10 protein-coding genes are annotated in these 20,973 nt (G+C 64.2%); 4 read left to right on the top strand and 6 right to left on the bottom strand.

Annotated features, from left to right (window positions below; genetic code table 11):
- Positions 1 to 31: 31 nt before the first annotated feature.
- Positions 32 to 8,560: a GH36-type glycosyl hydrolase domain-containing protein gene (locus AC1RTP_RS26520; protein WP_498611662.1), complete on the bottom strand. Its 8,529-nt coding sequence runs from the start codon at positions 8,558 to 8,560 to the stop codon at positions 32 to 34.
- Between the two features lie 242 nt (positions 8,561 to 8,802).
- Positions 8,803 to 10,626: a glycoside hydrolase family 35 protein gene (locus AC1RTP_RS26525; protein WP_498611635.1), complete on the bottom strand. Its 1,824-nt coding sequence runs from the start codon at positions 10,624 to 10,626 to the stop codon at positions 8,803 to 8,805.
- A 283-nt stretch (positions 10,627 to 10,909) separates the two neighbouring features.
- On the opposite strand from AC1RTP_RS26525, the gene AC1RTP_RS26530 reads away from it, so the two are divergent.
- Entirely contained in the window at positions 10,910 to 13,063 is a 2,154-nt protein-coding gene (locus tag AC1RTP_RS26530; protein WP_498611636.1) for a TonB-dependent receptor plug domain-containing protein, read from the top strand.
- A 160-nt stretch (positions 13,064 to 13,223) separates the two neighbouring features.
- Here the strand turns inward: AC1RTP_RS26530 and AC1RTP_RS26535 are convergent, their stop codons facing one another.
- A complete protein-coding gene (locus tag AC1RTP_RS26535) occupies positions 13,224 to 15,191 on the bottom strand; it encodes an aminotransferase class V-fold PLP-dependent enzyme (protein WP_498611637.1) in 1,968 nt (655 codons plus the stop codon).
- A 99-nt stretch (positions 15,192 to 15,290) separates the two neighbouring features.
- On the opposite strand from AC1RTP_RS26535, the gene AC1RTP_RS26540 reads away from it, so the two are divergent.
- Positions 15,291 to 15,776, top strand: a complete 486-nt coding sequence (locus tag AC1RTP_RS26540) for an Lrp/AsnC family transcriptional regulator (protein WP_155452674.1) — start codon at positions 15,291 to 15,293, stop codon at positions 15,774 to 15,776.
- A 31-nt stretch (positions 15,777 to 15,807) separates the two neighbouring features.
- On the top strand, positions 15,808 to 16,971 hold the full coding sequence (locus AC1RTP_RS26545; protein ID WP_498611638.1) for an HPP family protein: 1,164 nt from the start codon (positions 15,808 to 15,810) through the stop codon (positions 16,969 to 16,971).
- Here the strand turns inward: AC1RTP_RS26545 and AC1RTP_RS26550 are convergent.
- Positions 16,968 to 17,588, bottom strand: a complete 621-nt coding sequence (locus tag AC1RTP_RS26550) for a retropepsin-like aspartic protease family protein (protein ID WP_498611639.1) — start codon at positions 17,586 to 17,588, stop codon at positions 16,968 to 16,970. The genes AC1RTP_RS26545 and AC1RTP_RS26550 overlap by 4 nt on opposite strands.
- Before the next feature lie 103 nt (positions 17,589 to 17,691).
- Between AC1RTP_RS26550 and AC1RTP_RS26555 the strand changes: the two genes are divergently transcribed.
- Positions 17,692 to 20,022, top strand: coding sequence for a DUF1631 family protein (locus AC1RTP_RS26555; protein ID WP_498611640.1), 2,331 nt, complete (start codon positions 17,692 to 17,694; stop codon positions 20,020 to 20,022).
- A gap of 1 nt (position 20,023) precedes the next feature.
- On the opposite strand, the gene AC1RTP_RS26560 is transcribed toward AC1RTP_RS26555, so the two are convergent.
- Positions 20,024 to 20,416, bottom strand: a complete 393-nt coding sequence (locus AC1RTP_RS26560; RefSeq protein ID WP_498611641.1) for a hypothetical protein — start codon at positions 20,414 to 20,416, stop codon at positions 20,024 to 20,026.
- Positions 20,413 to 20,883 (bottom strand): cupin domain-containing protein, encoded by a 471-nt coding sequence (locus tag AC1RTP_RS26565; RefSeq protein ID WP_498611642.1) that lies wholly within the window; start codon positions 20,881 to 20,883, stop codon positions 20,413 to 20,415. Before AC1RTP_RS26565 ends, AC1RTP_RS26560 begins: the two co-directional genes overlap by 4 nt.
- Positions 20,884 to 20,973: the final 90 nt, after the last annotated feature.

Consider the following 20,973-nt stretch of genomic DNA (forward strand, 5'->3'; position numbering starts at 1 on the left):
GCACACCCGAAAAAGGGGACGTACCCCTTTTTCAAACCTTGATATCGATCTCGTAAGTGTTGCCGTCGTCGACGAGGGCGATATCGGTTGGCGATGCGCTGGCTTCGCCGCGGGTGATGCGCAGGACGTAGGTGCTGCTGCCATGCTTATAGTGCAGCGTGAAGCCGGGCCAGGCAGCAGGCAGGCGCGGCGACAGCAGCAGCTTGTCGGCCTGGCGCGTCAACCCGAGCAGGGACTCGAGAAGCAGGCGGTACATCCATCCAGAAGAGCCGGTGTACCAGCTCCAGCCGCCGCGGCCTACGTGCGGTTCGACCGCGTAGACGTCGGCCGTCACTACATACGGTTCAACCTTGTAGCGCTGGCTCGACTCGGGGTCGGAGCCGTGGCGAACCGGATTAATCATCCGCATCAGGTCCCAGGCGCGTTCGATATCACCCAAGCGGGCGAAGGCCATCACGGTCCAGATGGCGGCGTGGGTATACTGGCCGCCGTTTTCGCGCACGCCCGGCACGTAGCCTCGGATATAACCGGGGTTCAGGTCGGACTTGTCGAACGGCGGGTCGAGCAGCTGGATCAGGCCGAAATCGCGCCGCACCAGGCGTTTGTCCACCTGTTCCATTGCACCTTCCACGCGCGTCTTGTCGGCGGCGCCGGTCAGCACGCCCCAGCTTTGCGAAATCGAGTCGATCTGGCATTCCTCGTTCTGCGCGGAGCCCAGCGGCGTGCCGTCGTCGAAGTAGGCGCGGCGATACCATTCACCGTCCCAGGCATGGGCTTCGATATTGGCGGCCAGCTTTTTGGCCTCGTTGCGGCATTCTTCCGCGAAGGAGGTGTCAGCGCGCCTGTCGGCCACTTCGGCAAAGCGCTGCAGTACTTCGATCAGGAACCAGGCCAGCCACACGCTCTCGCCCTTGCCATGTTCGCCCACCTTGTCCATGCCGTCGTTCCAGTCGCAGGAACCGATCAGGGGCAAGCCATGCTCGCCGAAGCGCAGGCCGTTGCGGATGGCGCGCACACAGTGTTCGTAAAGGTCGCCGACTTGCGCCGAGCGTGTCGGCATGTCGTAATAAGAGTCCTCTTCCGGCGCCACCGGGCGGCCTTCCAGGTAAGGCGCCTTCTCGTCCAGCACCGACATATCCCCGGTGCTGGCGACGTAGCGCCATGCGGCCAGCGGCAGCCATAGGTAATCGTCCGAGCAGTGCGTGCGCACGCCGCGGTCGGACGGCGGGTGCCACCAGTGCTGTACATCGCCTTCCACGAACTGGTGCGCAGCGCACAAGACCATGTGATCGCGCAGGATGTCGGGACGCGTGTGCACCATGGCCATCGCATCCTGCAGCTGGTCGCGGAAGCCGAAGGCGCCGCCGCTCTGGTAGTAGCCGCTGCGCGCCCACATGCGGCAGGCGATGGTCTGGTACATCAGCCAGCCGTTCACCAGCACGTCGAGCTCGGGTTCCGGCGTCTGCACCTGCACGGCGCCCAGCACTTTTTCCCAATGCGCGTGCACTTCGGACAGGGCCTGTAGCGCGGCACCTCGCCCGCCATGGCGCTGCACGATATTGGCGGCGTCGGCGTTGCGGCGGCCGCCCATGCCCAGTACAAAGACGATCTCGCGGTCCTGCCCCGGCTGCAGCTCGAACGGAGCCTGGATCGCCGCGCAGGCGTCCAGCCCTGCGCCGGCCTTGCCCGACAGGCGCAAGCGCCGCAGCGCTGCCGGACGCGCCAGGCTGCCGTTGCGGCCAATGAATTCGGTGCGGTCACAGGTTACGGTGCGCACCGAGGCGTCGGCATTGAAGAAGGCCACGCGGCCGGTAAATTCCGTGTTGTAGGCATTGCGTGCGAACAGGGCGCCCGTCACCGGGTCGATCTCCGTCACGATATGCATGCCGGACTTGGAGCGCATATCGCCCAGCACCCATTCCACATACCCCGTCACGGAGAGCTTGCGCACCACGTCGGAATCGTTGCGCAGGCGGATCACGGTATAGCGCACTGGTGCGTCCAGCGCCACGAAAGTAGTCATGCGGCTGCTGATCCCTGCTTCGGCATAGTCGAAGGAGGAATAGCCGAAGCCATGGCGCGTGAGGTAGCTGCCAGCCCCCGGCGCCGGCAAGGCGCACGGTGACCAGAAGCGCCCCGTCTGTTCGTCACGCAGGTAGAAAGCTTCACCGCTCAGGTCGGATACCGGGTCGTTATGCCACGGCGTCAGGCGGAACTCGTGGGCGTTTTCCTGCCAGGTGTACGCTTGCCCGCTTTCCGATACCACGCTGCCGAATTGCGGATTGGCCAGCACATTCGACCAGGGCAGCGGCGTGCGCTGGCCGGCGCCGGTGGAAATCACGTATTCCTTACCGTCCGGTGTGAAGCCGCCCAGGCCATTGGCCAGGATCAGGTCCGCTGGCAGCGGCACTCCCGCAGGCCCGGCGCCGCGTTCGCGCTCGGAGATTTCACTGCGCGGCTCGGCCAGCAGCGGCGGCATGCGCAGCGACGGCGCCACACCGCGCTTCAGCTGTTCGGACAGCGTGCCGCGCTCGTCGCTCAGGAAAACGCGCGCCACCGTTTGCAGCAGTACGCGGTCTTCCGGCGAAATGCTCTCGGTCGGCCGCACAAAGATCCCGCCCGGCCTGTCGATCGCCTGCGCGTCGATGCCGGAGGCGATCAGCCCCATGATCTGGTCGTGCAGCGCCTGGCGGTAGCCGGAACGGTCTTCGTACCAGATCACCAGGTCCACCACCAGCCCTTTCAAGCGCCAGTAGGCGTGCGCCTGCACCAGCTGGCGCGCCAGCTCGATATTGGATGCGTCGCGGATCTCCATCAGCACAATCGGCAAGTCGCCGGAGATGGCGTAAGCCCACAGGCCGGACTGGCCGCGCTGGTTGCGCACCAGGATGCCCGGGTCGGCCCGCAGCGCGGAATTCGGATAGATCACATGGTTGGCCAGCCGCGCATACAGCTGGGCCTCGGCCTCGCTGGCATTGAGCTGGCGCAGCACCACCTGGCTATGGGTCCAGGCCAGTTCGAACACGCGGTCCGCCATATGGCGGTCCTGGTATTTGTCGATCAGGTATTGCGCCGCGTCGCGCGTGTCGGTCATGCCTGTCACCACGTCGACCACGGACACCTGTCCCGGCTCCAGCGCAATGCGGTAGCGGATCGCCACCACAGGATCAAGCACCGAGCCTTCGCTGCCGGATAACGGCCCCGGCTCCTGCACTGCCAGCGGCAATTGCGCCGTGTTGCCGCGGCCGATGAAGCGCGCGCGGTCCGTTTCGTAGGACACCTGCTGCACCTGCGCATCATGCACCGTCATCACATGCAGCAGGAATGGCGTTTTCTCGTCCTTGCCGCGCGGACGGCGTGTGCACAGGATGGCGCTTTCGTCCTCCACGATTTCGGTCTGCACGAACAGCTTGCTGAAGGCCTGGTGCGCGTTGTCGGCCGGCGCCGGCGCCATCACCACTTCGGCGAAGCTGGTGAATTCAATGATGCGGCGGCGGTCGGAATGGTTGGTCACGCGCGTGCGGCGCATCTCGATATCGTCTTCCGGCGAGACCACGATTTCCGTGTACAGCTCGATGTCGTTGTCGCTGCGACGGAATTCGGCGCGGCCTTCGGAGAAGATCACTTCCAGCCGCTTCGGCTCGGCCTTGGTCGGCTGGTAGGTGGTGGACCAGACCGCGCCGTCTTCGACGTCCTGCACGTAGCAGAACTGGCCCCAGTTGTCGCAAGTGCTGTCTTCGCGCCAGCGCGTCACCGCCAGGTTGTTCCAGCGGCTGTAGCTGCCGCCGGCACTGCTCACCATCACGTGATAGCGGCTGTTGGACAGCAGCTGGGTCTCCGGCACCGGCGGCGTATGCTGGCTCATGATGCGCATCGGCGCAGCCTGCTCCGGCGCCGTACTGCGCACCGAGGCCTGCTCGGCGCTGGCCGAATGGAAGGCGCCAATGCGCGGGCTGCGTTCCTGCAGCACCAGCAGCGTCGATTGCAGCAATGGATCGGATTCGAAGCGGCGCTGCATAGGCCGGTCGTTCAGCACATAGCTCAAGGCCAGCAATCCCATGCCCTGGTGGTGCACCATGAAGGATTTAATGATGGCGTACTGCTGGCCGCGCGGCAGGCGCGCCGCAGTGTAGTCGATCGCCTCGTAGAAGCCGTAGCGGCCGATGAAACCCATGGCCGCCATCCTCTGCAAGTTCTGGCAGGAAGTATCCGGATCGACCATCAGTCCCAGCATGGTGGCATAGGGCGCCACGACCAGGTCCTCCGCCAGGCCACGCTTCAAGCCGATGCCGGGAACGCCGAAGGCCCGGTACTGGTAATTCAGCGCCGCGTCGGTCGTGTTGTAGCCGGACTCGGAAATCCCCCATGGCACATTGCGCTGCTTGGCGTATTCCACCTGGGCCGCCACCACCGATTGGTAAGTCTGGTCCAGCAGGGTGCTTGGATAAGTCGGCATCACCAGCAGCGGCATCAGGTACTCGAACATCGAGCCGCTCCATGACAGCAGCACCGGCTGGCCGTGCACGATGCACAGCTGGCGGCCCATGGCGAACCAGTGCTCCTGCGGCAGTTGGCCCTGGGCGATGGCGACGAAGCTGGCGAGGCGCACTTCGGAAGCCAGCAAGTCGTAGCAGCTCGCATCAAGCCGCCGCTCACTCAAGTTATAGCCGATGGCCAGCAACTTGGTGGTCTGGTTAAACAGGAAGCCATACTCCACCTGGGCGAATTCATTGGCCTGGTGCGACAGGCGATTCAAGATGTCGAGCCTTTCGCGCGCGCGGGCGGCGCCCTGCTCCACCAGGGCCGAAAGCTGCTGCTGGCGTTCGCGTTCTTCCGGCGCCAGGTCACTCATGGCGGCGCCGGGCAGCGGCCAGCTTGCCAGCTCGCGCAGCGTGGGGATGCGGTCCAGCGTGGTGTCGTACTGCGCCTCCGTCTGCGCTGTGATCCAGGGTGCGAAGGAATCCAGTTCGTCCAGCGCACCGCGGCATTGCGCGTGCAGGGCGCCGGCCCACGCCGCCAGTTGCGGGTCGAGCGGGGTAGTGGCCTGGCGCATGAATTGTTCGCAACCGTCGCAGGCGCGCACCAGCCAGGCGCGCTGCTGGCGCAAGCTGGCCGGAACGGCGGGCAGAGGTGCGGCGATGGCGGCTTCCAGCGCCACCAGCACTTCGGCCGACGCTCCGCCGGCCGAAACCAACGTCTCGCGCACCAGGGCGCAGGTGGTGGCCAGGCCCTGCGCCAGGTTGGGGTGCACGATCGGGGTTTCGCCCACACCGACCAGGCCGGCCTGCAGCGTGAGCAAATGCCCCGCCAGGTTGCCGCTGTCGACGGTGGAAATGTAAATCGGCAGCAGCGGCTTCATCGACTGCGTGTCGTACCAATTGTAGAAGTGGCCCTGGTGGCGTTCCAGCTGCGACATGCTGTCCAGTGTGCTGGCCGTGCGCGCCGCCAACTGGCCGCCGGTAATGTAGCCGAAGTCGAAGGCAGTCAGGTTGGCCAGCAGCGCCATGCCCATATTGGTTGGCGACGTGCGGTGCGCTACCACCTGGCTCGGATGCTCCTGCATATTATCCGGCGGCAGCCAGTTGTCTTCCGGCCCGACGAAGGTCTCGAACCACAGCCAGGTCTTGCGCGACAACTTGTGCAGGAAGATGTGCTGGTCCTCATTGAGGGCGGTCTGCACGCGCGCAATAGGCTTGCTGATCCACCAGGCCACCAGCGGCGCGGCGAACCACGCCACCAGGAAGATCAAGGCGGCTTCGAAGGCTTTAGGGCGCAGCATCGCCAGCGCCACGCCTGCGCCCAGCGCCAGTAGCGGCGATACCCACATCGTGCTCCAGTTGCTGGCCAAGCTCGTTCCTGAACGCGCCAGTGCCGAAGCTTTCCATTGCAGCAGGCGGCGGCGCGAGACCAGCAGGCGCCAGCCGGTGCGGACAATGGCGTCCAGGCTGACAAAGGCTTCATACGGCAGGAATACCAGCGTCAGCACGGCGTGCGAGAACTGCAGTCCGGCGCGCTGCAGCGAAGCCGGCACGTGCTGGCTCCACAAGGTATCCGGCCCCTTGCGCAGCAAGTCATAGGCGGCACTCACCAGCGGCGGCAGGAAGATGATGGCCAGCACGGCGCAAGTCCAGAACCATGGATGCGGCAGCGAGGCAAAGGCCATCAGCAAGGACAGCGTCAGAACCGGCGCCACCAGGCTGCGGCGCAGGTTGTCAAACAGCTTCCAGCGCGACAGGGCGGACAGCGGATTCGCTTCATGCTTCCTGCCGGCCAGCGGCACACGCGGCGCCAGCCACGCCAGCAGCTGCCAGTCGCCCCGCATCCAGCGCTGGCGCCGGCTCACGTCGTCGCGGTAGCGCGCCGGATAGTGTTCATACAGCTGGGCGTCGCTGAGCAAGCCCGCGCGCAGGTAGCAGCCTTCCAGCAGGTCGTGGCTCAGGATGCGGTTGTCCGGGAATCGCTCGCCCAGCACTTCCTCGAACACGTCGATGTCGTAAATGCCCTTGCCAATGAAGGAACCTTCCGCGAATACGTCCTGGTACACATCGCTGACCGTACGTGTATACGGGTCGATACCGGGCTCGCCTCCGCATAGCTTTTCATAGTGCGAGGCGTCATCGCTTGGCAGGCTGACCGTCACGCGCGGCTGCAGCACGCCGTAGCCGGCCACCACGCGCCGCAGGCGGGGATCGATGCGCGGCATATTCAGTGGATGGCGCATGGTGGCGACGAACTGGCGCGCCGCATCGCGCGGCAGCTGGGTGTCGGTGTCCAGCGTGATCACATACTTGAACGATGCCAGGTCTTCGATATCGCCCACGATCAGGGAAAACGCCTCTTGTGCGCCACCGCGCATGAAGCGGTTCAGGTCGGACAGCTTGCCGCGCTTGCGCTCCTCGCCCATCCAGGCGCGCTGCGATGCGTTCCAGCGGCGCGGGCGGTGCAGCAACAGGAAGGGCGCGGCGGCGCCTTCTTCCGTGTATTTGAGATTCAGCCGCGCGATATTGGCGGCGGCGCGTTCGGTCAGTGCGGCATCGGTCGACAGGATTTCTTCAGGCGCGTCCGCAAAGTCGGTCAGCAGGCAGAAACGCAGGTTGGGGTCGCGATTGGCGAGAAAACGCACTTCCAGCTGCTCGCACAGCTCGTCGACATTTTCGCGGCTGAACAAGAGCGTCGGCACCACCACCATGGCGCGCGCTTCCGGTGGAATGCCATTGCGGAAGTCCATGCGCGGCAAGGGTCGCGGCTCGACGAATAGCGTCGCCGCCCAGTTCACCAGCGCGAGCGCGAGCTGGCTGCTGCCCATCAAGCCAAGGATGGCAAGCACGATCAGCGCCCATGGCTGCACCCCGTCGCGCCAGGCGCGTTCCAGCATCAGCGCGGTAGCGATCACCGACAACACGCCAATGGCGCCCAGGTAAGACAGGAGCGGCGAAGTACGCAAAGTGCGCTTGAGGGACCGCAGCGGCGGCAGGCGCACGCCAACCTGGCGTTCCAGCAGCAGCATGCCGTCGCCTACCAGGTAGTAGCCGACGTGATGCAGGCGGGTGTCGTGGTCGCCGGCGCGGGTGCGCGCCAGTTCCAGCGCCTGCTGCGCCACTTCCGCTTCCGAGGCCGGCGAATAGCGGGCCATGCGCTCCACGCAGTGACGGTATTGGTCGCGCGTGAAGAAGTCCATGTCCGGATAGGTGCCGGACGGGTCTTCGCGCAGGGTCTGCTCGACCACGCTCATGGTCTCGACGAATTCCTGCCAATCCATGGTGCCGAGGAAGCGCAGGCTGCCGATGCTGTTGGAGATCGACACCTGCTCCGCCGCCTGCAAATGGATCTCGGCCTGGATCTGCTGCTCGACGGTTTGGCCCGCCTCCGCCAGGCGGTAAGTGATCCAGTTCAGCGCTAGTGTAAGCACCGGACTCTGGCCCTGCAGGCGGCGCGCCAGTTCGGCCACGAAGCCGCTGGTAATCGGCGGCTCGGAGCGCGCCATGTCGGCTACCAGCAGGATCAAGCCGCTCGGGTTCTTGTCGGCGATTTCCAGCATCTGGTCGGCCCAGCCGTTGGCCAGGTCGCGCTGGAAGCGGTTTTCCGCCACGCGCGCGGCCACGCGGCGCAGGTTCTCGATCAGCGCCAGGCGCAGCATGATCGGGATCGCCCACAGCTCGCCCAGCTTCAGCGTTTCCTTTTCCTGGTAGGCCTCGACAAAGCGGCACAGGCTTTCCGGATCAACGCGGCCGTCGCCGTGGGCGATGATCTCTAGCGCTATCTGGTAGACGCGCGGCGTGCCCTCCGGTGCGCCTTTCGCGAGGCGCGGCAATTCCTTGCTGTAGTCCTTCGGCAAGTGACGCCGCGCGGTGCGGATCTGGTCTTCGATCAGGTAATAATTATCGAGCAGCCACTCGGAAGCGGGCGTGACCTGGCGCCCCTCCTTCACCGCCTCGGTCAAGCCTTCGCATGTAGTCGCGATCAGCGCTTCATTTTCGCTGAGCCGCGCGAGCAGGCGATCCCCGCCGCCGCGCTTGCTGAGTTCATGGCTGGCCGCCAGCGAACGGCCATGGTGTTCCATCTGCTGCGCGCTGAACAGTTCTCCGCGCAGCGGCAAATCGTCTTCCTCGCCAGCTCCCCGTTCCAGGGAGCCCGATTCCGATTCCTTGAACCCGGCACTGGGGGCCGGCCAAAAAAATAGATGCTCTTTCAAGGTGGCCTCGCTTTATTCTTCGCACCGCCGCGTAGACGGGCAGTATCTTTCAAAGAATGTTAGGCGGGCGCACGGAAGACGACTGTTCGCTAGCGTACATATAGGTTTGGCTAACCCGGCGTCCTGAATACCGGATCAGGCAAGCCTTGCACGCTCGGCGCTTCCTTCGCGCCGTCGAGATCGAGGATGATGATTTCGTTCTCGCCTTTTTTCAGCCATGGAGCTGGAAGGAACAAGCTTTGCTGCGGACCAACACGCCAGTAGCGGCCGAGGTGATGGCCGTTGACCCAGACATGGCCTTTACCCAGCGCGCGCATGTCGAGGAAGGTGCTGCCTGCCGCGTCGCTGCGGAAGTGGCCGCGCCAGAAGGCCGGACCGCGGCGCGAAGGTGCTCCCTTGGCGAAGCGCAAGCCGCTCAAGTCGGCCAGCGGCATATTGAACACTTCCCAGTCGAGCAAGGCCTTGCCTGCCAGGCGCACAGGACGCACCAGGCCTTTGCGCTCATCCGGCAGCAGCGGACCGAAATTCACGCGGCCCATGTTTTCGACCACGATGTCCAAGGTGCCGCCGGCCTTCAGGTCGATGTCCGTTTCGTGCTCGTTGCGGCGGCGGTCCAGGGTGGCGAACGTGACGCCGTCTTCCAGCAGGTGGGCGTAATCGCGCACGCTGCCCAGGTCGAGCTTGCCGCTGGCGCCGTCTGCAAAACGCTTGCGGTACACGATGAAGCCGTAGCCTTGCCCATACGCTTCCATATTGCGCGGCAGGTGCGATGCGGTCGGCTTGCGCAGCGCGTCGACCATGGCCACCGATTCATCGAGCGTGATGCGCGGCAGGGTCATGGTCGGGGTGGCCTTGGGCAGGTCCGGCAAGCGCTCGCCCGGCGGCAGGTGGCGCGCGATGGCTTCGCGGATGGCGAAGAACTTCGGCGTCGGCCGGCCTGCTTCGTCGATGGCGGCGTCGTAGTCGTAGCTGGTGGTATCGGGCGTGTAGGTGGTGCCCTGGCCATTGGCGCCTGGCTGCCAGCCGAAGCTGGTGCCGCCGTGCGCCATGTACAGGTTGAACGAGATGCCCTGGCCCAGCATCCAGTCCACCGCGTCGGCGGCCATCTTCGGGCTGGTCTGGTTGTGGCGCGAACCCCAGGCGTCGAACCAGCCGGCCCAGTATTCGCCTGCCATGCGCGGCACATTCTGGCGGAAGCCGGCCAGTTGCGCAAAGGCGTCCTTCACTTCATCCACCTTGCCGTTGAAATTGACCACGGCCGTTACGCCGGGCAGGGTGCCGCGGTCGAGCAGGCTGGGATCGGGACCGTCGGAAGTAAACAGCGGCGTGTCGAAGCCGGCATCGCGCACCTGCTTCTCCATGGCGGCCATGTAGTCGTGGTCGTCGCCGTAGGAACCGTATTCGTTTTCGACCTGGGTCATCAGGATCGGGCCGCCGCGCGAGGACAGCAGCGGCGCCACTTCCTGCGCCACCCGCTTCAGGTAGCGCGCGCTTGCTTCCATGTAGCGCGGATCCATGCTGCGCACGCGCAAGCCGGGCGTACGCAGCAGCCAGGCGGGGAAGCCGCCGAAGTCCAGCTCCGCGCAAACATAGGGGCCGGGACGCAGCACCACATTCAGCCCCGCCTCCCTGGCGGAGCGAATGAAGGCGGCCAGGTCCAAGTTATCGCTGAAGTCGAAACGGCCCGGTTCCGGTTCGTGCAGGTTCCAGAACACATAGGTGGTGACGGTGTTCAGGCCCATGGCGCGCGCCTGCTGTAGCCGCTCACGCCAGAACGCACGCGGGATACGCGCATAGTGCATCTCGCCGGAGCGGATCACATAGGGCATGCCGTCCAGTTCGAAATGGTCGCCGGCCACTGTGAAATGCGGCGCAGCCGCCTGGGCGCCCAGCGCCGCCATCATCATCGTACCCAGCACGGCCAGGCGTTTCATCCCTCTATGTCGCAAGCTTTTCCCCTTTTCGAAAGAATCAAATCTTGCATATGAGATCATATCGAAACATCAAAAGTCAACAGCGAAAGAAAATCGAAAGTTTATATGCGGCCCATCCCTCGAATTCGACCGTCTGTCACAGTTTGCTGGCAGGAGAACTTGCCTCACTGTACAGTCACGCTCGCTCCATTGTTATCCATTTGTAACTGAACCTGCCCAATCGTTCGGCCAGCGCGCCGGCCGGTGTATCCTGTTGCGTTTCTTAAAAGCCACTACCATTTGTATGAAGAAAATCGCCCTGCCCCTCCTGCTCATCGTCCAGGCTTTGCACGCCGCTTATGCCGACGACCAGCCTGCCGCCGAGAAGGTCACCCCAAAGGTTGAAATCAAGGGCAGCGCGGCCATGGATATCCGCCGCAACGACACCGCCACCAAGATCGTGGTGACGCAGGAAGAAATCCTGAAGAACGGCGACACCAGCATCGGCGAGGTACTCAAGCGCCTGCCCGGCATCACCCTGGACGGCGTGCAGGGCCGCGGCGGCAATATCCGCATGCGTGGCCTGGGCAGCGGCTACACCTCCATCATGTTGAATGGCGAACCGGCGCCACCGGGCTTCTCGCTCGACTCTCTGACGCCGGACATGATCGAGCGCATTGAAGTGATGCGCGCGGCGACCGCTGAATTCAGCACGCAGGCTATCGCCGGCGGCATCAACATCGTACTGAAGCGCGCCATCTCCACCGCGCAGACCGAGATCAAGGCCGGCCTGCAGTCGGAGAACGGCCACCCGGGCGGCAGCCTGAACCTGCAGATGTCGGACCGCAAGGGCCCATGGTCGTATTCGATCGGCGGCGGCATGACTTACGCCGACATCGACCGCCCAAGCCACGTCATCACCGAAGCTTCCGGCAGCGCGCCCCTGCTGCGCCGCGCCGAGGACACCAGCGAGGGCAGTTTCCGCAACTTCAACCTGGCGCCGCGCATCAATTACGCGATCAAGCCGGGCGACGTGATCACTTCGCAGAGCTTCCTCGCGCTCAACAGCTTCCGCGCCCATAACACCGAACAAGTCACGACCCTGCTCGGCGCTGAGCCGATGTTCACTGGCCTGAACCAGGACATCAAGGCCGACTTCGAGCTGTTCCGCACCGACTTGAGCTGGGCCCGCCCGCTGGCCGATGGCGCCAAGCTGGATATGAAGGCAGGCATCAACTACAACCACCGCAAGGTGGAAGCGCCGAACCTGCAAACCGGCCCGCTGTTCGACCGCACCCGCACCATCACCTCCGAATCGACCGACAAGGGCTTCACCACCACCGGCAAATATTCCAGCCCTATCGTGCCCGGCCATGCGCTGGCAACCGGCTGGGACATCGGCTACAGCAAGCGCGATGAAGACCGCATCCAGCGCGAGCAATACCTGCGCGCACCGGCCGGTACCTCGCCGGAAAACCTGGACCAGGTGTATTCCGCCGATGTGACCCGCCTCGCCGCATACGCGCAGGATGAATGGAATGTGACCGACCGCTGGTCCGTATACTTCGGCCTGCGCTGGGAAGGCGTGAACATCAAGAGCACCGGCAGCGATTACGGCAGCATCGACAACAACTCCAGCGTCCTGAGCCCGCTGTTCCAGACCATGTACAAGCTGGGCGAGAAGAAAAAGGACCAGGTGCGACTCGGCCTGACCCGTACTTACAAGGCTCCGGGTGTGGGCGACCTGATTCCACGCCGCTTCACTTCCAACAACAACAGCTCGACTTCGCCCGACTTCATGGGCAACCCAAACCTGAAGCCGGAACTGGCCTGGGGCCTGGACCTGGCTTTCGAGCACTACCTGGGTGAAGGCGGCGGCTTGCTGTCGGCCAGCACCTATGCACGCCGCATCGAGGACATTACGCGCCGCCGTGTGGACTTTATCGATGGCGCCTGGGTTTCGCGTCCGGTCAATGCCGGCACCGCCAACACCTACGGCGTGGAGCTGGAAGCCAAGCTGCCGCTGCGCGCGATCATGAAGGATGCGCCGAGCGTGGAATTGCGCGCCAACATCACGCGCAACTGGTCGAAGCTGGATACCGTGCCGGGCCCGAACAATCGCCTGGACCAACAAGTGCCGGTCAGCGGCACCGTGGGCGCGGACTGGAAGCTGGACAAGCTGCCCCTGACCCTGGGCGGTTCCTACTCCTACCAGGGCGGCGGCGATGTGCGCATCTCCGACAAGCAGTACGCCTACTCGGTGCCGAAGCGCGCACTGGACGTATACGGCCTGTGGAAATTCTCGCCGAAGACCCAACTGCGTGTATCGGCTTCGAACATGCTGCACCAGGATAACCTGTCGCAATCGTCCTACGCGGAAGCGAGCGCCCTGCGCAGCGACACCACGATCACGCCGACCTACGCCCAGTTCCGCGCGATGCTGGAAATGAAGTTCTAAACCGGTACTGCAGTGTCTGACCCGCAGGGTCCGACACTGGTACGCGACTGCCGCAGGCCGGGTGTCTGACCCTGCGGGTCAGACATCGGGTTGCCGGTTTAAAAGCAAAAAAAGCGGCGACCAAAAGGCCGCCGCGAACAGGATACACTTCGCAAAAGTGTCAGGCAGCCAGCGCCAGCGCTGGTGAAGCCAGGGCGATTCCTCCGCCCAGGCTGAAAGCATTTTGGTAGCCAAGCTTGCGCAAGCACTGTGCGGCCTTGGCGCTACGGTTTCCGCTACGACAGAAGAACACCAGCGGCGGTTGTTCGGCGTCCGCCAGCCACCCAGGCACGAAGCCCGCCAGGCGGCTCAAAGGCACGCTCTGCGCGGCACGCCCGCCAGGAATACAGGCAGCCTGCTCATACACTTCACGCACGTCCACCAGCACCGCTTGCGGATGCGCTTCCAGCAGGCGCGCCAGCGCGATGCTATCCAGGTTCAGATCAGTGCCGGCAACGCCGCCCTGCTCTTCTGCACGAAGGCTGGTGCAGCAGGCATTCAACTCTTCGCGGCCCGTGCACACCAGCGCATCGGCCGGGACCTTGCCCGCCAGTTCAGACAATGCCGCCACGCCGGTGAAGGCGTAATCGACAAGGTCGCCGCTGCAAAGCAGGTAGGCCAGCTGGTTCGCATCCAGCGCCACGCGGCGCAGCGTATGTACGCCGAAGTCCAGGCTCGCAGTATCGGCAGGCCAGGAGCCGCCATCACGCGTGCTGAAGCGCTCAAGCAACTTGTAGCCGTGGCTGCGCAGCAGGCTGTCGATACGCTCGGCCAGCTCCGGCTGGTGGTCGATCACGATGCACTGGCGCGATGGCGCGTCCAGCAGCAGCCATGTGTGCTTGCCCGCCAGGCTCAGTTGCAGCACGCCTTCCGGCACCCTGGCGCCTGCGCCCGACACCGGCGTATCCATCATGCCCGCATCGCGCAACGCCTTGCCGCATCGCTCAATGCGCGCACAAGCTTCGTTAATGGTTTCTTCGCTGTCCAATGGGCCAAACGACATGCGCACCGCACTGCTGCTGCGCCAGGAAGGCAAACCCATAGCGTCGAGCACATAGCTCGGTGCGGCCTTGGACGCAGAACAGGCGCTGCCCGCGCTGACGCGCACGTTCGCAGCGTCAAACACGTCCAGCAACTCTTTGCTCGACAAACCGGGAACGGAAAAGTTCAGGGTCGTCGGCAATGCTTTTTCAAACGGGGCGTTGAAAACAATGCCAGGGAAGGCGGCGCGCAGGCTGGTCGCCAGCTTGTCGCGGAAGCCGTGTAATTCGGCCGGCGAGCGGAAAGTGCCGCCCTCTTCCAGCGCGGCCAGCACGGCGCCCAGCGCCGCAATGCCCGCCATGTTTTCAGTACCGGAACGCAGGCCCGCTTCCTGGCCGCCGCCCATCACCAGCGGAGTGTATGGCGCGCCTTCGCGCACATACAGCATGCCGATGCCTTTTGGCGCATACAGCTTGTGGCCGGAGAACGGGGCGTAATCGATGCGGGTGTGGCCGAGGTCCAGCGCCAGCTTGCCCAGGCCCTGCACGCAATCGACCATCCACAGCGCCTGGCTGCCTTCCAGCGCGGCGGCAATGCCGGCCAGGTCGGACACCACGCCGGTCTCGTTATTGGCCGCCATGGTGCAGACGAAGGCCGCTTGCGGCGCGAGCGCGCGCAGCGCGGCCAGGTCATGCCGGCCATCGCCGTCGACCGGCAGCTTTTTCAGTTCCAGGCCAAGGCCCAGCAAACGGTTCCAGTGCGCCAGCGCTTCCGGCACCGCTTTGTGTTCGGTGGCGCCGTAGACCAGCAGGCTGCCAATGGTTTCGCCGCGCTCGCGGCGTTCGCGCAGCGCGCACAGCGCCGACAGGACGGCGGTCTGGATGCCTTCGGTGGCGCCGCTATTGAACATGATGCGGCCAGTGCCCACGCCCAGCAGGCGGCGGGCGCGCTGGCGCACGGTGTCCATCATGGCCTTGGCCTTCAGGCCAGTGGCGTGGGTGCTGCTTGGATTGCCAAAACACTCGCGCATGGCTTGCACTGCCGCGTCGATCGCGGCCGGCAGTACGCAGGTGGTGGCATTCCCGTCGAGATAGATTTCTTTGCTCATGGGGATAGTTTACGAAATGGCGCCGAATTGCCCATTCCAAAATTACTCCAAAGCAGCCACAATGTAGAATAATCATTCCAAATATCGTTATAAATAAAAATGAACGATCTCGACCGTTACGATTACGCGATCCTGGGGGCTTTGCAGGTGGATGGCACGCTGTCTGTGGCAGAGCTGGCGGAAAAGGTTGGCCTTTCGACCACGCCTTGCTGGAAACGCCTGAAACGGCTGGAGGAGGATGGATATTTCGAGCGCCGCGTGGCGATCATCAACCGCCGCAAGGCCGGCCTGCCGGTGACCGTCTTCGTCAGCGTGCGTACCAGCCAGCATGATGAAAAGTGGCTGGCCAAGTTCGCCGCCGCCGTGGAGGCGCTGCCCGAGGTACAGGAATTCCACCGCATGAGCGGCGACGTGGACTACCTGCTGAAAGTGGTGACCACCGATATCGAAGGGTATGACCGTTTTTACAAAAAGCTGATCAAGGCCGCCCAGCTCACCGGCGTATCGTCCGCCTTCTCGATGGAGCAAATCAAGTACACCACCAGCCTGCCGCTTGACCTGGTGTCGCACGGGGCGGGCGGCTGAGAGTTACCGCCATCCGTGGGATAATGCCCGGATGCTGAAATCCCTGCTTCTCTCGCTGATCCCCGCCCGCAGCAACACCAGCCAGCGCGAACGCCTGCGCGCCAGCTGCGGCGCCCTGCTTGGCTTGCTGCTCACCGCCGTCGTTGCCCACTTCATGCTGGGAGACCAGGCCATCTGGATGGTGGCCCCGGTCGGCGCCTCCGCCGTGCTGCTTTTCTGCCTGCCCGCCAGCCCGCTGGCCCAGCCCTGGTCGGTCATTGGCGGCAACGTGGTGTCGGCCCTGACGGGCGCCTTGTGCGTTAAGTTGTTCGGCGCCGGCACGCTGGCCATCGGCCTTGCCACGCCGCTTGCCATCGCCGCCATGTTCGCCTTGCGCTGCCTGCACCCGCCTGGCGGCGCCGCCGCCCTGATGGTGGTGATCGGCGGCCCGAAAATCCACGCCATGGGCTTTGGTTTTGCGCTCGGCCCGGTGCTGCTCGATTGCGTGGTGATCGTAGCAGCCGCCATCGCCTACAACAACCTGACCGGCCGCCGCTATCCGCACATGCAGCTGCTGGCCCATCCCAATCCGCACGCCACCAAGGACCAGGTGCCGACGGTGCGCCTGGGTTTCCAGCCTGAAGACCTGAACGCAGTGCTGCGCCAGTACAACCAGGTGCTCGACATCAGCCGCGACGATTTGGAAGAACTGTTCCTGAAAACGGAAATGCGCGCCTACCAGCGCCGCTTCGGCATCATCACCTGCGGCGAAATCATGTCGCAGGATGTGGTGACGGCGGAATTTGCCACACCGTTGGAACAGGCCTGGCGTGAGATGCATGATCACCGCATTGCCGCGGTGCCGGTGCTGAACCGGGTACGGCGCGTGATCGGCATCGTCACCACCAGCGACTTCATGACGCACGGCGGGCTGCATGATTACCACGGCATGCGCCGCCAGCTGCGCGACTTCCTGCGCCCTAGCGGCACCACGCATTCTGAAAAGCCGGAAGTGGTGGGACAGATCATGGTGAAGAACCCGCGTACTGCGCGCGTCGACACCCCGATCACGGAGCTGGTGCCCCTGATGGCCGATTCGGGCTTCCACCACATTCCCGTGGTGGACATGGAAAACCGCTTCGCCGGCATCGTGACCCAGTCCGACGTTGTGGCGGCCCTGTACGAGAACCGCCTGGCCGAGGCAACGGCCGCTTAACGCTTGGTCAGGGTGAGAGAACCGTTTTCGGTCTTCATGTCGAGGCGCTTAAGGACCGAATTGCCAAGCAAGACGACGTCCAGCCCCCTTTCGCTGACCGTGGCGTCGACATAGTTCAATTCGATATCGCCAATCTTCACTTTATCGAGCTTGACCATCCACACCTGGGAATTGCCATTGGCGGTGGAAGTCCACCCGGGCTGGCCCTTCTTGCGGTAATCGATGCCCATCCTGCGCGCCATATCGGCCGGCAGGGCAACCAGCGACGCGCCGGTATCGAGCAGCATATTCACGGGGACGCCATTGATCTCGCCCTGTACGTTATAGTGGCCCAAATGGTCGGGCGACAGCACGAGGTTCTTGCTGATGCCTGCGGGGGCGACAAACTCGCCCAGGCGGATGGAGTAGCGCTTGCCATGTTCTTCGATGGTCGCTTCGCCGGAGGACACGGCCACCAGCTTGCTGCCATCAGGCAGGCTGGCGCCTACCGGATAAGTCTTGGGCGGCGCGCCGTTGACCGTCAGCAGGGCCTTCTCCTTGAGGGTTCCTACCAGGCCAACTTCGGCATGGGCCGACGCTGCGGCGAAGACCAGCGAGGCCAATAACGCTGTACGCATGCAGGAAACTCCTGTAGAAATAGCATGGAAAATTGCATTTAGACACATTTTAACCGTTAATTTGTTGGCTTTCGAGTGCAACATTTCGATAGAATTGAAGCATATGCAAACGTTGAAACGGGTGCTCGCGCTTGCCCTCGAAGAAGCGCAAACCGGATTTGGCACCCTGTGCAGGCGGATGACCGATCGGGCCGATGCGGCGCTTGGTGAAACCACGCGCACGGCGCCAATGGCGGAACAGCGTATGGCTGGCACCTGCCGCATCTTCCTGCGCGAGCAAGGTGCCGCACTGCGCGCGCGCATGGAACGTGCGTATGCCGCCTTGCTGACGCGCGCCATGCAGACCATGCACACCGACTTGCGCACCGGCCTGCACGACTTCCGCGCCGACACCCTGTCCCTGGTTGAAGATGAAGTGGTGACCCGCCAGATCGAGGTGGAGCGCCTGCTGTTGCGCCTGCGCGACGCGGATGAACTGAGCCTGGGCCACCTGAACCTGATCATCGCCCAGATGCATGGCGACAGCGAAGTGCGCGAACGTGAAAACCCATTCCGCCCTTACCTGCTGGCACGCGCCCTGTACGACGGGCTGCAGGCCATGGTGACCGACGAGGCGCAGGGCAAGATGCTGTTCGACGTGCTGTCGGACGCCATGACCATCGAACTGGGCGACTTTTACACCCGCCTGCGCGAAGTGTTCGAATCGCGCGGCATCCGTTCGCGTCTGCTGGCGCGGCCTACTGCCCTGAACAAGCGCGAGAAAGAACGCCTGGCATGGCAGCGTGCCGTCACCGGCCAGGGCGATGCCGACGCCGCCATGCGCCAGCGCGTGGAGCGCCTCGCCGCCCTGCAGCAGCAAATCCAGCAACAGCATTTCGACCTGCCGCAAGGCGTAATACCTGGCATGCCGCAGGGTATGCAGCCAGGAGTATTGCCGGGCGGGCTGTCGGGTGGGCTGCCAGCGATGCCGCAGCACGGCGGTCAGCCGGGCATGGCGCAACACGCGTTCGCCAAGCCTGAACTGCAGGAGCTGGTCTACAGCTTCTTCACGCCGTCCGGCATGAAGCACGGCACACATCCCGCGCAAGGCCAGCTGCGCCAACAGCTCGACGGCGCCTTACGCCAGCTGCAGCGCGAACAACTCAGCTCCGGTCCGCAAGCACCGCTTGCCCTGCTTGACCGCTTGGCCAACCTGCCACCCGGCTCCGAACGCATCGTGGTGGAGCTGGTCGGCATGCTGTTTGAATTCATCCTCAACGACGACCTGCTGCCGAAGGTCATGCGCGAACAACTGTGCCGCCTGCACGCGCCTTTCCTGCGGGCCGCGCTGCAGGACCTGGACGTGCTGCAAGGCGCCCACCTGCCGGGCCGCCGCCTGCTCGACCGCATCGGCAGCGCCGCCGCCGGCATCGGCGCCGACTCGCCGCTTCTGCAGCCGCTGCAAGGCGAAGTCGAACGCCTGGTCACCATGGTGCTCGAACAATACGAACGCGACGCCGCGGTCTTCGCGAATGCCGAGGAAGAGCTGGATGGCTTCCTGAGCAGCCTTCTGCGCGAATGCGACCCGATCGTACGCCGCAGCATGCCCGCCTTCGAACGCGCGGTGGAAGTGGCGCCGCAACTGGCCGCCGTCGCCGATGCGCTGCGCGGCCAGCTGGAATCGGTCCACGTCGACCGCCGGATGATGGACTTCATCACCGGCACTTGGGCACAGGTGATGGTGCATACGCATGGCCGCGAGCCGAATTACGGCAAGCTGCTGCCGGAGCTGGTCTGGAGCGCACAGGAAAAGGTGGCGCCGGAAGAACGCGCGGCGCTGATGAAAATGCTGCCTGCACTGGGCCGCGAACTGCGCGCCGGGCTGGCGATGATCGGCATGCAGGAAGCAGCAGCGCAGGCGGCGCTGGACCAGCTGGTATCGCTGCACATGGACGTACTGTCCAACAGCCTGCCGCCGTCAACCTTGCCGCGCATGAGCGTGGCGGGACTGCGCGCACGCTTTGGCTCCATCGACCTGGAACAGCCGCTCGCCCTGGCGGCGGATGGCATGCGCGCAGACGCGCTGCCGGGCCAGAGCCAGTTCCGCGCCGAATTCGCCCTTCACGGCATCCTCGCCACGGTGCAGCCGGATCCTGCGCTGGCCACAGCCGCTTCCAACGACGATGAGCTGCTGGTCTGGGCGCACGCCGGCAACGGCTTTGAACTTCTGTCCGACGAAAGCTATATGCCATGGCGCTTGAGCGCAGTGGCGCCGCGCAAGGCGGGCTTCCTGTTCACCGCGCAGGGCCAGTCCGCGCCGCTGGTATATTCGCGCGCCGCGCTGCTGGCAGCCATGCGCGAAGGCAGTCTGCGGCCGCTGGAATATGCGCCGCTATTCGAACGCGCGGTGGAATCGCTGATGACCGGCGCCGAGTCGCTCGACGCCGCATCCTGATTTACAGCGAGGCGTCCTCGAACTGCCACAGGAACCAGCAGCCTTCCTGCTGGCGGAAGCGGTAGTAATAGACCAGCGAGTCGGAATCGGGACGGAACACATTCAGCTCCACGCCCGCCGGGGTGACGGATTGGCCGGTTGACAGTTTTTCAGTTTTGATCAGGTCGGCCAGCATGGTCGACTTCGCGAACTGTTCGCGCGATGCCAGCGTCTTCTTTTCTTCCACCGTATCGATCGATTCAAGCGGGAATACGGTGCGCTCGGTCGCAAACGACCGGTCCTTCATATAACGCGGCAGGAAGGCATCGAACTTCTCCTGCCCGCAGCCGTGCGGCGCGGGTACGGTGGAACAGCCGGCCAGCGCAATCGCCAGCAATGGCAAAAGTTTCTTCATACGGGGCCGAAGTCCTTTCCTTCCGAAAGTTGATACACCTTGATCTTGTCGCCCGTGCGTACCATGCGCCGGTCCAACGCCGGGAAGTCCGCCACCTCGCACTCAAGGTTCTCGCCGCCCATCAGGTAGACCAGGTCCTCCGTGCCGCGGTTGATCATCTGGTGCGCTTTCGACGGCGTAGGGAAGCCCACGAAATCGCCCGGCTCCAGAGCATAATCCTCGCCATCGATATGCGCGATGCCGCGCCCCGAGAGGATGTAGACCCATTCCTCTTCGTTGTGATGCAGGTGATAGGCAAACGACTCCTTGCCCGGCTTCAGGCGGCCGATGCTGACGCCGGTGCGCTTCAGACCACCCATGCGCGACAGCTGCGAACCAGTGATCTCCGAGTTCGGATTCCATGGATGCGAGAACGTGCCCTCCGCCTCCAGCGCGGCGGCTTTTCGAACGATGTGCGGATACGACATGCTGCCCCCCTTCCTCATAGTTAGCTGCCTCGCAACATTGTAGCAGCGGGCCTGCTCGGCTATGCTTGTCGCTCCTTCATTTACCCCGGA

It is taken from the genome of Pseudoduganella sp. GW821-FHT11H04 (genome assembly GCF_058807935.1).